This is a genomic window from Enterococcus sp. FR204 (assembly GCF_031143325.1).
In the GTDB taxonomy this organism is placed as follows: Bacteria; Bacillota; Bacilli; order Lactobacillales; family Enterococcaceae; genus Enterococcus_B; species Enterococcus_B faecium.
Window position 1 is genome coordinate 1 of the sequence record NZ_JAKZIW010000058.1, and the last position, 12382, is coordinate 12382.

At 36.8% G+C, this 12382-nt stretch carries 10 protein-coding genes and 1 pseudogene; 9 read left to right on the forward strand and 2 right to left on the reverse strand.

Annotated elements, in window-relative coordinates:
- Nucleotides 1–781: pseudogene (locus RG571_RS10785) on the forward strand (IS256 family transposase); the annotation flags it as partial.
- 92 nt (nt 782–873) lie between these two features.
- Here the strand turns inward: RG571_RS10785 and RG571_RS10790 are convergent.
- Nucleotides 874–1434, reverse strand: coding sequence for a TetR/AcrR family transcriptional regulator (locus tag RG571_RS10790; protein WP_002326412.1), 561 nt, complete (start codon nt 1432–1434; stop codon nt 874–876).
- Nucleotides 1435–1575: 141 nt separating this feature from the next.
- On the opposite strand from RG571_RS10790, the gene RG571_RS10795 reads away from it, so the two are divergent.
- The 5 genes from RG571_RS10795 to RG571_RS10815 all read left to right on the forward strand — a co-directional run bounded on the left by RG571_RS10795 (nt 1576) and on the right by RG571_RS10815 (nt 6060).
- The gene (locus RG571_RS10795; protein ID WP_002339518.1) at nt 1576–2190 is read left to right on the forward strand and encodes a GNAT family N-acetyltransferase; all 615 of its coding nucleotides are present in this window, start codon (nt 1576–1578) and stop codon (nt 2188–2190) included.
- A 190-nt stretch (nt 2191–2380) separates the two neighbouring features.
- Nucleotides 2381–4261, forward strand: coding sequence for a heavy metal translocating P-type ATPase (locus tag RG571_RS10800; protein ID WP_002326414.1), 1881 nt, complete (start codon nt 2381–2383; stop codon nt 4259–4261).
- Between the two features lie 78 nt (nt 4262–4339).
- A complete protein-coding gene (locus tag RG571_RS10805; RefSeq protein ID WP_002326415.1) occupies nt 4340–4567 on the forward strand; it encodes a heavy-metal-associated domain-containing protein in 228 nt (75 codons plus the stop codon).
- 4 nt (nt 4568–4571) lie between these two features.
- Nucleotides 4572–5114 carry a ferritin-like domain-containing protein gene (locus tag RG571_RS10810; protein ID WP_002298699.1) on the forward strand — a complete coding sequence of 181 codons (543 nt, stop codon included), beginning with the start codon at nt 4572–4574 and terminating at the stop codon, nt 5112–5114.
- Between the two features lie 229 nt (nt 5115–5343).
- Nucleotides 5344–6060, forward strand: a complete 717-nt coding sequence (locus tag RG571_RS10815) for a DUF4767 domain-containing protein (protein ID WP_002339519.1) — start codon at nt 5344–5346, stop codon at nt 6058–6060.
- A 59-nt stretch (nt 6061–6119) separates the two neighbouring features.
- Here the strand turns inward: RG571_RS10815 and RG571_RS10820 are convergent, their stop codons facing one another.
- A complete protein-coding gene (locus RG571_RS10820; protein ID WP_308412211.1) occupies nt 6120–9113 on the reverse strand; it encodes a sulfatase-like hydrolase/transferase in 2994 nt (997 codons plus the stop codon).
- 254 nt (nt 9114–9367) lie between these two features.
- Between RG571_RS10820 and sstT the strand changes: the two genes are divergently transcribed.
- The 3 genes from sstT to truA all read left to right on the forward strand — a co-directional run bounded on the left by sstT (nt 9368) and on the right by truA (nt 12301).
- Entirely contained in the window at nt 9368–10588 is a 1221-nt protein-coding gene (sstT, locus tag RG571_RS10825) for a serine/threonine transporter SstT (protein ID WP_002317132.1), read from the forward strand.
- 146 nt (nt 10589–10734) lie between these two features.
- Nucleotides 10735–11370 carry a DUF998 domain-containing protein gene (locus tag RG571_RS10830; RefSeq protein WP_002294730.1) on the forward strand — a complete coding sequence of 212 codons (636 nt, stop codon included), beginning with the start codon at nt 10735–10737 and terminating at the stop codon, nt 11368–11370.
- 190 nt (nt 11371–11560) lie between these two features.
- Nucleotides 11561–12301, forward strand: coding sequence for a tRNA pseudouridine(38-40) synthase TruA (gene truA / locus RG571_RS10835; protein WP_002294728.1), 741 nt, complete (start codon nt 11561–11563; stop codon nt 12299–12301).
- Nucleotides 12302–12382: the final 81 nt, after the last annotated feature.

The following is a 12382-nucleotide window of genomic DNA, read 5'->3' on the forward strand; positions in this document are numbered from 1 at the left end:
CAAAATCATTTACAGAAGAGGTAACGGCGTTTAAAGGGCGGGAGCTTCATGACCGTTATGCCGCTATTTATATGGACGCAACGTATATTCCGTTAAAGCGGAAAACCGTCGCCAAGGAAGCCATTCATATCGCAGTTGGCATTCGCCCGGACGGTTCAAAGGAAGTGTTGAGCTATGCGATTGTACCGACTGAATCCATCACGATTTGGGAGGAAATTTTATTGGACCTTCAAGAGCGCGGTGTGAAAAATGTCCTCCTGTTCATCACGGATGGCTTAAAGGGGATGGTAGGAGCGATTCATCGGTTCTATCCCAAAGCTCGTTTTCAACATTGTTGTGTACACGTTTCCCGTAATATCAGTCACAAAGTGCGTGTCGATGATCGTAAGGAAGTCTGTGATGATTTTAAAATGGTGTGTATCAAGCGTCATCTAAAAAGGCGGCATTGGAAGCACGTGGTGCTTTTGCGGAAAAATGGAAAACCAGCTATCCAAAAGTGGTTGAATCGATTCTTTCGAACGATCACTTGCTCACTTTCTATGATTTCCCCTTGGCCATACGCAAGAGTATTTATTCTACGAACTTGATTGAATCCTTTAATAAGCAAATCAAGAAATACAGCCACCGCAAGGAACAGTTCCAAAACGAAGAGTCGATGGAACGTTTCTTAGCCTCGTCTTTTGATACTTACAACCAAAAATTCCTAGGTCGCAGTCATAAAGGTTTCCAACAGGCCGAAGGCGAGCTCGAACAAATGCTAAGCCAACTGATTGAGAATTAGAAACAATCTGCAGTAGGGAAGAATCATTTACACAAAATATTTTACACTCTCAAGGTTACGGTTCTTCTTAACTAAGCTTAGTATGTTTTTATTCAAGGCATGATTTTCTCTATGTGATCATTCAGTTTCTGTAAGAGTTCTAATAATTCTTTTTTGGAGTACTTGTAATTGCTTTCTACCCACCGATTGAGAACGGATAGACAACCTTGGACGTGGTACGTAGTGAAGAATCTCATTTCTTCTGTGATAATCGTTTTCTTGTCTTCATATAGCCATATGCTCAGATAGTTTTCTTCAATAACTTGTTTAACTTTCTTCTGAAACGAAATATCACCATGGTTGAGGATAAACAAGCGATATAAAAAAGTATTTGCGTAAACATAGTCGATCAAGCGAGTGTATAGTTCCTCATAGCTATGGGCTGGATCATAAGAGAGAATTTCAGTTAGATCCCGAAAAAAGTTGCTTTCTAATTGATCATATAGATCATAGATATCCTTATAATGTGTATAAAAAGTCGAACGATGTACATCTGCCGTTTCTGTTAGCTCGCGTATAGTGATTGCTTGAATCTTTTTATTTACTAATAATGTGGATAGTGCTTCAGCCAAAGCTTTTTCTGTTTTTTTGACGCGTCTATCTGTCTTTTTCATTTACCTATCTCCTTATCCGACATATCAAAGCAAAGCTGTCGCTTAATCGACAATCTTATAGATGATTGATTATAGATAGTAGACACTGTGTCTATTATAATGTAAGTATAACACAATCATTGAAGTTAAGGAGGCGAAATGATGAAACTAACTTTTAAACCCTTAGAAAAGAAAGATTACAAAAAAGCGATCTATTTTGCTGTTGAAGGAATGAACTTTGAGAGATATATGGGAAATGAACTTCTGCTGAATCTTTACGGAAGATATTTTTTGTATATGGAGTTGAATCGAGCTACTCAAATTCTTGCTTTGTATGCAGAGGACGAGTTGGCAGGTGTTTTGCTGGCGGAGATAAAAGGAGAAAAAAAGAAACATCGTTCTTTTGGACAGCAAATATATGTTAAGATATTCGATTTTTTACAAAATATATTTGCTAAAGAGAGTAAAGGAGTTTACGAGATAGCGAATGAACAAATGCTTGCAGCATATTTAAAGAAGCATTCGCCAGATGGAGAAATCATTTTTTTAGCTGCAAATCCTGATTTGAAAATAAAAGGCATCGGCACCAAGTTGCTGACAGAATTTGAAAAAAGAGAGAAAGGAAAAGAAATATTCCTTTTTACAGATAGTGGCTGTACGTATCAATTCTATGAACGACGTGGATTTGAAAGACTAAAGGAAAAAATTAGCAAGATAAAAATCTTAGATAAAGAAATAGATCTCCGATGTATGCTGTACAGGAAAATCATTCAATGAAAATTTCGATAGAATCGACAATAGTTGGCAAGAACACTTTTAGTGAGTCTTCTTGCTAACTATTTTTTTGTAGTGTATTCTGCCAAAAGAAAACCGCCTTTTTGACTAAACTTGATAGTGGTCAATTTTTTATGATGGATAAGTATCTATACTTAGTCTCGTAAGAACGAAAAGGAAAAGAGGGAGAAAGATGAAATTTCAAAAGTGGATCCAAGAGCATCGAAATCATATCACCGCCTTATCAGCTGTGTTGATTATTTTTGGTTTTATCGGAAAATTTACTGGATTTGTCTTGTTCTATAACGTTGCTCTAGCCATAGCTTCTATTATTGCGGTCATACCTATTATGATTCATGCGTATCAGGCAGTAAAAGTCAAAGTTATCTCAATTGATTTACTCGTTACTATTGCTGTGCTCGGTGCCTTTATGATCGGAGAATACAAGGAGTCAGCTATCGTTACATTCTTGTTTTTGTTTGGTAGCTATCTGGAACAAAAAACATTGACCAAAACGCGGGAATCAATCAAGGCTTTGACCGAGATGGCTCCATCGACTGCTAGCGTTGTCCAAGAAGATGGAACAACCGAAGAAGTGGAAATCGATGACGTGGAAGAAGGCGATATCGTCTTAGTAAAAACTGGTGGAGCTATTCCTGTGGACGGACGAGTCATTGACGGAAAAGGGTATGCGGATGAAGCCGCAGTGACGGGTGAATCACGACAAGTCGTCAAAATCAGTGGAGATGACGTATTTTCTGGAACGATTTTAGCAGATGGCTACGTGACGATTGAAGCAACTAAGGTCGGAGATGATACGACCTTTGCCAAAATTATCGAATTAGTAGAAGAAGCACAAGATACCAAATCCCATGCGGAAAAATTCATTGATCGATTTTCTCAGTATTATACTCCAACCGTTTTACTTATTGCGTTGCTTGTTGGTCTGATCAGTCGTGATTTTCGTTTAGCAATCACTGTTTTGGTTCTTGGTTGTCCTGGCGCTTTAGTCATTGGTGCGCCTGTTTCGAATGTAGCAGGAATCGGTAATGGAGCAAAACGGGGCATCTTAGTCAAAGGCGGTGAAGCAATGGATACTTTTTCCAAAATCGATACTTTTGTCTTTGATAAAACCGGTACATTGACCAAAGGAACTACTGCTGTATCCACTATCAAGAACTATACAGAGGATGAAGGTGACAGCTTAGCTTTAGTGGCTCGATTAGAAACGTTATCCGATCATCCTCTGGGGCGCGCCGTGATCCATTATGCTCAGGAGAAAGACATTGATTTTCAACAATTAGTAGTCAAAGATAATCAGACGATCAAGGGACAAGGAATCACAGCTGAGATTGATGGTCATGCAGTTTGTGCGGGCAACACCAAATTGATTGCCGCTCACAAACTTTCTCTCACACCAAAGCAAGTACAAGATTTACATCAATTACAACAAACAGGCAGCTCGGTCATTATTGTAGCAATCGACAAAAAAATCACTCAAATCATTGGTGTGTCAGATGTGATTCGACCAGAAGTCGCTGAACAATTAGCTGAGTTGAAACAAGCAGGAGCAAAACAGTTAGTGATGCTGACAGGTGATAATCAGATGACTGCTGATTATGTAGCTGATATGTTAGGTATTGATGAAGTCCATGCTGAATTATTACCAGACGAAAAGGTTCAATTTGTGAAAAAATACCAAGAACAAGGATTGCGCGTTGCTTTCATTGGAGATGGAATCAATGATTCTCCCTCTTTGGCTGCGGCTGATATCGGGATTGCTATGGGATCAGGAACGGATGTCGCTATCGAAACGAGTGACGTTGTCTTGATGCAATCTAGTTTTGGATCGTTGGTTCATGCCTACCGTTTGGCTAAGAAAACTGTTTTGAATACCCGTGAAAATGTAGTGATTGCCATTGGTGTCGTCTTATTTTTACTCATCGGCTTATTTGCCGGGTTTATTTACATGGCTAGTGGGATGTTCGTTCACGAAGCTAGTATCTTGATCGTTATCTTTAACGCGATGCGTTTATTGTATTTTGGTCACGAAAGCAAAGAAGAAAAATCGTAAAACTTGATAAGAATCAATTTTTTTATGGAAGCTGTAATCTAGAATAAGACTATCAAGAAAAAGGAAGGAAGAACTACGATGAAAAAAATTATTATGCAATTAGATACACTAGCTTGTCCAAGCTGTATGCAAAAAATCGAACATGCGGTTTCTCAACAGCCTGGGGTAAGCAATACGAAAGTTTTGTTTAATGCAAGCAAAATCAAAGCAAACTTTGATCCAGATGTAGTCCACCCTGAACAATTAGCTGCAGTTGTGGAAAAATTAGGTTATGAAGTCCAATCAACAAAAGTAAAAGAGGCGTAAATCAATGAATATAGTGGAAGAAAAATTTGCTCAAGAAACAAAACAAGCAGATATCGACCATCATAAACCAACTGCTGGCGCCATGGTGGGGCATGTATTAGCAAATTTTAAATTAGAAGAAATGAAATTGATCCAAGCACAATTGTATGTTTTGGGTACATCTTCGCAAGAATTAAGTACCCTTTTTTCAGAATATGCTGATCAAGAAGCGAGATGGTTCAATAAAATCTCTCATGAGTTAGTGATTGATAATGAAATCGTTCCGTCTACTTTAGAAGAAGTCATGCGTTATGGAAAAATTTACGAACATGGTCAAAACAAATATTTACCAGCCTCAACAATGTTGGAAAACTTTGCAAAAGATTTTGATTTCCAAAATATGTTTATCACACGGGCAATCAAGTTAGCTGAAAAAGAAGAAAAATATGGCTTGCAACAATTACTCGTTGAACTTTTAAGTTTCAATAAAGAAATCATCTACCAAGTACAAAGACTCCAAGGAAAAACTGTCCGACAAGATTTGGATGAGGAAGACGATGATGACTAAAAGTCTATGTTTCTTCAAATACAAATATAAAGCGTGAGGTAAATTGGAAAATCACGAAGATTAAAATAAAAGAAGCACCCGCTGATGTTGTCTGTAAGACATCAGCGGGTGCTTCTCAGTTTTTAGAAGATTTGAAAGATTGATGAGAAAATACGAAAAAACAATAAAATTACATTGCTTATTTGATAGAATAAAGAAGTGTGGGGAGTAATCGAAAGGAGTTTTTTAATTGAAAAAAAGGATTTTATTAACAATTGGTCTAGCTTTTTTGTTAGCTGGTTGTACCAACGGGAATGAATCGAAAAAAGAATCAACAAAAGAAACAGCGAAAGCAACAGTTGCAACTACTACAACAACTAGCACAGAGAGCAAGTCAACTGCAGCAAGTACAGAAACAGCAGATACCTCTACTTCGTCAGAGTCTTCCAAAACGACTGAAACAACTCAAACATCTACTTCAAGTTCTTCTGTAGAGGCTTCATCTTCCTCTTCAGAAAGCAGCGAACAAGTTGAACAAACACTGTGGAATGCAGACAAATCCGCACAATTAGAGGCATTTATGGCTACATGGGGCCAAACAATGGGACAACAATACAAAAGTTATACGAATCAAATGAGTGTGGACTTATATGGTCTTAAAGTCCCTCAAGCTATTTTGAACGGGGAGTGGAAGATGGCTATTGGTGGAGTGCCTGTTTCTGCAGAATGGTCAGAAAGTGGGACAGGTCAAGCAGACTATCAAATCACAGCCGTCTATTCCGATGCAGAGACAGAACCATATCTGAAAAAGCACGTCTATCTATTCGGGTTTCAGCAAAATCAGCCAAAAGTATTGGTGACACAACAAAATCAGGGGAATCCCGATAATTATCTTTACTTTAACGAGACAGCGAATAATGAATTGAAAAATGGCTTTAATCAAATCGTTTATGGACAAGCAAATTAATGAGATAAACAAGGGGTTGTGACATGTCTTTTATCACAACCCCTTGCTCAGTTTATTTGTTAGTCTTTTATTTTTTGTGTCGCCCATGTTGCACTGTACTGGTTACCTGCAACAAGATCATATTGTATCAGACGATAATCTTCTAGAATTTCTTTTTGTTTCTCAGTTAAATTTTTTTCTTGGATAATTTGACTATCCTCTGTAACAAAGACCTGTTTTCCATTAAAACGATTAGACAAGGTTTCTGTAGGATCAATTGTTAATGCAGGTAGATGATTAGATACTTCTGTCAACAACGCATAGTAAGGAGTTACTTTGATATTCGCATGCTCAAGAGCCATAGCACCAAAGTTATTAGGAGCAACAACTTCTTTATTTAACGTAGCTGCTTGTTCACGACTATACTTGTTGCTATAAATGAAATAATCTGTCTGGTGCTGTTCTAATCCATATTTTTTCGAATCATTCCCACTATAGATTGCGGGTAAATGGTCACCATAAAAAACAAAGGTAATCGGTTTATCGATTTTGTCGATTTCTTGGATGAATTTTTTTACTGCTGTATCGGTATAGTGAAGGCCTTGCATATAAGTTTGTAATTCTTTTCTTCTATTAGGAATGACAGCAGTTCCTTCAGCAGTGTAGTTCAATTCACTATAGTAATCATCATAAGGCATATGGTTTTGCATAGTGGATAATTGGATGAATTGCGACGTTTCTGTATTGCTTTGTAAAGCTTTCAAGGTTTCTTTGTATGCTGAATCATCCGATATGCGTGGGCTTTGTTCTATTTTATCCGTATAAGTTAATTTATCCGGACTGTCTAAATAATAGAACCTGTCAAAACCAAATTTATCAAACACTTGTTTTCTGCGATAAAGAGCAGCTGTAAAAGGATGGATGGCTATTTTTTCATCGAATAGATCGGTAATATTTGGACTTATTTTCTGACGCTCCACTAGCTGGGTATAAGGTGTAACTAACGAAGCAGACAGGTTACTGATACTCAAGCCTGTCAGTCCTTCCCATTCCATGTTAGCTGTTCCGCCACCATAACCGACGGATAACATCAATCCTCCTGTTCCTTCTGTTATAATGCTTTTGATGTAAGGAATAGGGTCTGTAGGTACTGTCAGATTAGGGACACGTGCAGGATCACTGAAGCTTTCACTTAAATTGAGAACGATCGTCTGATTGTTTAACCAGTCACTTCTTGTTTGGTTGATTTCATCTGCCTTTGTGTTGTACTTTTTCATTATTCCATTAATTTTTTCTTTCGAATAGCCAGCAGGTTCTTCCATGATTTTAATGTCGATATTGTTTAGGAATTGAATGACTGGTCCGTTATCTTTTACGGCGCCTTGCTGGTTAAAGAAAGTCTTGTTTACTTTAAATAAATTAAACAGCAAGAAAGAAGGCGAATTTTTGTGATTAATGAAAAAGACACCCGAAAAACATCCTAATAATACAGCGATACTGATAAATCGACGTTTCCAATGAATCTTCAAGGAATACTGTTTTTGTAGTCTACGTTGTACAATAATACTAGTAATCAATAATAGGAGAAGGATCAATCCGCCCACGATTAATAAGACTGGGCTAACCATCGATAATAGTTCTGACAATCCGGTCAGCATTTTTAAATCTGAAGGAAAGACAGGCTCTTCCCGCATTTCCATTTTGATTACTGTCGAAATAGTGAGCAGTAAGTTAATGATCAAGGTAGCAGTCAAGGCGTACCAAAAACGATTGGAAATCAACAATAGTAAGAAGAAAAATCCCATAATAATGATGATTGTCAGGATCATGGGTGCTTGTCGCTGAGTAAATATTTTTAAGGCAACCTGGATAGTTTCTTTCCAACCTTCTTTTGGTTCTAAAACGAAAATCTGCACGAAGGTAAAGCAGTAAAAAAATGCTGCAACTAAAAAATAACTTTTATGAACAAAAAGCCAATGAATTCTTTTTTTCCAACGTTGTGTTAATTGTTCAATCGAATCAAAAGCGAAGTATTCGATGAAACGATGAATGAAACGGATTTTTTGTATATAAAATAAAAAGATAACTAGGAGGGACACTGCTAATAAATAGTAAATAAAAAACTGCCCGATATTTATCAGCCATGCCTTCCCTGAGTTTGGAAATTCACGTTTCATAAATGTAGATACGCGATAAGAAACTAAAGGGAAATTACATATAACTTGAGTGACAATCAAAAATACAGCAAGAAAATTTCCTCTTCCTTTTATACCTAATTTATCAGATAGCATTTCTAAAAATAAAAACGAAGAGAAAGTATAATACATTGCGAAGAGAGAATATGGTTTAGAAAACCTCAGCGCTGTATCTGTATTTCCTCTGATGATGAGTGAAATTTGTGTCATCAAAATAATCAAACCGAATAAAACAATCAAGCTGATAAATACTTGAGGAAGCTTATAGCGGACCTTTTCTTTCCAGTTCCATTCTTTCAAACCATAACCCATTAAAAATAAATAAAAAATCCATAAAATACTCTGTCCATTCTGTAATGCAAACGGGTCTTTATTAAATAGAGTAGAGCAGCCAACTAATCCAATTGTTAAAAATAATAGTAGATATTTAATTGTTGTTTTCGATAATTTATTTAAAAATCCAACTGTATAAGGAATACTACAAAAAAGCAAAGTACAAGAAACAGCATAAGTAAAGTAATTCTGACTGATAGGTGTTAGGATAAGCCAATAATCACGAATATTCAAGCTGCCAGCTTGTACGTAAAAAAAGATATTGCAAGCTAGTGTGGCTGTTAGGAATATAAAGGCAAAACGACTTAAATAATGTAAAACTTTTAAACGGGCGATTTTTTGATATTGGTAACCCATGTAAAGTGGGATCAAATTTGTACCAATAACAACGGAAGTTTGTAAAAATGTATAGATGTAGAATCGACCAGGGTTTGTTGCATATGTAGGAATAGTGACTGCTGAAATCAATATACGCTGTAAAATCATCATTATACAAGCGACAAAGATTGTCAGGAAGCCATAACTCTCCTTCTTTATTTTTTTCAAGAATAAACACCTCACAAAAAAATTGGACAAAAACATAAGAAAACGTTTCCTGAGAAGTTGCCCATTAATAACATCCTAACTTAGAATATCTCAAAAAACAACGTGTAGACAGAAAAAGTGCAAAATTAGCAAGTAATGGTTGTTTGTATTGTTAGAATTTTTAGAAAATTATACCTTTAGTTTCTTTGCATAAAATGATACAATGATTGTTAAAATTGTGAAAGGGTGGTCATTTGTTAGAGAAGTTTTTGGATATGTCGTTAGTTCAACGTATTGTTGTTGGTATTTTAGTCGGAATATTGTTTGGTATCTTTTTCCCCACGTGGACATTTATTTCAATATTGGGGACGTTGTTTGTCAGTTGCTTGAAAGCAATTGCGCCTCTTCTAGTTTTTTTCTTGACGATGGCGTCAATTGCCAAGCATAAAATTGGGAATAAGACATTTGTGAAGCCTATTTTGATCTTATATTTAGTGGGAACATTGCTTTCTGCACTTGTAGCAGTTATTGTAAGTTCAATTTTTACTGTTCCTATTACTTTACAAGAAACAGTATCTGAAAAAGCACCGCAAAGTTTGGAAAGTGTTTTATCTACTATGTTGACGAATGTCACACAAAATCCTGTTCAATCTCTTATTGATGCGAATTACCTTGGCGTTTTATTCTGGGCTGTATTGTTGGGACTAGCTTTTCGAGCACGTTCAGAATCGACAAAAGAGTTGGTGGATCAGATATCTATAGCGTTGTCACAAGTCGTACAAGTGATTATTGCATTTGCTCCGATAGGGATTTTAGGATTGGTTTATCAATCAATTGCTACGACTGGAATCGCTGGATTGGCAGAGTATCTGCAGCTTTTACTTGTTTTGATCGGTACGATGCTGTTTGTCGCATTAGTTGTGTACCCATTCCTCACGTTTTTGTTTATTAAAGAAAATCCCTATCCATTGATTTTCTTTTGTTTGAAAGAAAGCGCACTTCCCGCTTTCTTTACCCGAAGTTCTGCCGCAAATATCCCGATAAACATGATGTTGGCTGAAAGATTGAAATTGACAAAAGAGTCTTATTCCATATCGATCCCGTTAGGTGCTACGATCAATATGGGCGGTGCCGCGATTACCATTTCCTTGATGACGTTGACTGCTGTACATTCTTTAGGGATTGAAGCACCATTTGTTTTGAAAGTCCTTTTATGTATTTTGTCTGCTTTAGCTGCTTGTGGAGCTTCAGGTGTTGCGGGCGGTTCACTGTTATTGATTCCATTAGCATGTAGTTTGTTTGGTATCTCTAATGATGTCGCGATGCAAATCGTTGGTATTGGATTTATTATCGGTGTTATCCAGGATTCAATGGAAACTGCCTTAAATTCGTCAAGTGATCTGTTGTTTACTGCAATAGGAGAGCTAGGCGCGCGTAAAAGAAGTGGGGAAAAAATCAAATTGAAAGATTGTTTAGATGGATTAAGTGAACGTTGAACGTTAGATATTTAGTATTTTTAAAATGATTCGAGTTTTTGATGAGTCATATAGATGTTCGTGTAAATAGAGGTTTCTGTTAAATCAAGATAAAGTCGTTTATAATAACAATTAAAAGCATAGGTAATTGTTATTGGAGGCGTATCATGGATTTTTTACGTAAATTTGGTTTTTTCTTTTTATTATTAGGCGTGCTGAGTGATTTTTTGACTCCGTACGTATTAGGATTGTATTATCCTGAATTAGATCAAATGAAGAGCGTGATCAGTGTATTTGGAGAGGTTTCCAGTCCTGTAAGAAAAGCGTTTCTTATTTGGTCTGTGGTTTCAGGGATCTTTTTCATCCTGTCATTGCCTGCATTGTATGCTGCATTTGTAAGTACATCTCGTGTGTTAGCTACCCTAGTTACAGCAGCCATCGCGTTCTATGGTATAGGTGATTGTATCTTTACAGGTTTGTTCAGTATCAATACCCATGAATCTTCGTGGAATGTCTCGACATGGGTCCATAATATCGGATCAGGTTTAGGTTACAGTGGTTTTTTATTGTTTCCAGTTCTTCTTTTCTTGATCTATCGAAAAAATGGGCAAATGGACGTAAGCCACTTATACCTTGGACTGTCTGTGATCAGTTTGCTTTTTGCGGCGATTTATGGACTGGCAAGAATTCCTTCTATAAATTCTTGGCCATTACTGAATAAAATAGGTTTTTGCCAAAGAATCAGTTTTTTCTTTAATTATGTGCCCATTGCCTGGTTGAGTATCTTGCATCTCAAACAGTAAAACTTGAGCCGTCAAATTGAACAGTCAGCGGATACTTCATCCGGTGGCTGTTTTTTGTTTTTCTGAAATATATATTTCCACAGTTTTCTTGTATAGCTTCTGTCTTAGAGAAGCAAGGAGCTATATTTTGTGCTACAATCTTAAAAAGGTAGAGAGAAGACCAAATGGAAGACAGAGGAGCCACTAAAATATGAGAAACATCAAGTTGACAATCGAATATGACGGAAAAAGATATTCAGGATGGCAAAGACTTGGAGATGACGATAAAACCATTCAAGGAAAAATCGAAAAAGTATTGCATCAGATGACAAATGAAGAGATAGAAATTATTGGATCAGGAAGAACAGATGCTGGCACCCATGCGCGAGGACAAGTAGCAAATTTTAAAACAAACACAGAAATTGGACTGGCAGAAATGATCGACTTTATGAATCGTTACCTTCCGCGGGATATTGTCATCAAAAGAATCGAAGAAATGCCTGAGCGCTTCCATTCAAGATATAATGCGGTGGGCAAAAAATACAGCTATTATGTTTGGAACAACGTGATTCCTTCAGCATTTGAGCGAAACCACAGCTTTTATTTCCCTCAAGAGTTGGATATGGACAAGCTGAATGCAGCTTGCGAAAAATTAGTGGGTACACATGATTTCATTGGTTTTTCTGCATTGAAAAAATCAAAAAAATCCACAGTGCGTACGATTGATGAATTATCTATCGAACGAAAGGGAGAAATGCTTCATTTTACTTTTGTCGGAGACGGATTCTTATATAAAATGGTGCGGATTATCATGGGAACATTACTAGAAATCGGCACAGGTGCCATGCCGATAGAAACAATCGATGAAATATTTGAAAGCAAAGTGCGGCAACATGCAGGAGAAACCGTCCCTGCACAAGGTCTGTTTTTGGATGAAGTTTATTATCGATAAAAATACTTTGATAATGGATGAAACGCATGTTTCATAGTATAAATATCGATGTTAAATAATGTATGAAGCAAATTAAAGAAA

Coding starts and splice junctions, on each gene's coding strand:
- RG571_RS10830 (WP_002294730.1), top strand. CDS start 10,735: ATGGATTTTTTACGTAAATTTGGTTTTTTCTTTTTATTATTAGGCGTG.
- sstT (WP_002317132.1), top strand. CDS start 9,368: ATGTCGTTAGTTCAACGTATTGTTGTTGGTATTTTAGTCGGAATATTG.
- RG571_RS10810 (WP_002298699.1), top strand. CDS start 4,572: ATGAATATAGTGGAAGAAAAATTTGCTCAAGAAACAAAACAAGCAGAT.
- RG571_RS10805 (WP_002326415.1), top strand. CDS start 4,340: ATGAAAAAAATTATTATGCAATTAGATACACTAGCTTGTCCAAGCTGT.
- truA (WP_002294728.1), top strand. CDS start 11,561: ATGAGAAACATCAAGTTGACAATCGAATATGACGGAAAAAGATATTCA.
- RG571_RS10790 (WP_002326412.1), bottom strand. CDS start 1,434: ATGAAAAAGACAGATAGACGCGTCAAAAAAACAGAAAAAGCTTTGGCT.
- RG571_RS10800 (WP_002326414.1), top strand. CDS start 2,381: ATGAAATTTCAAAAGTGGATCCAAGAGCATCGAAATCATATCACCGCC.
- RG571_RS10795 (WP_002339518.1), top strand. CDS start 1,576: ATGAAACTAACTTTTAAACCCTTAGAAAAGAAAGATTACAAAAAAGCG.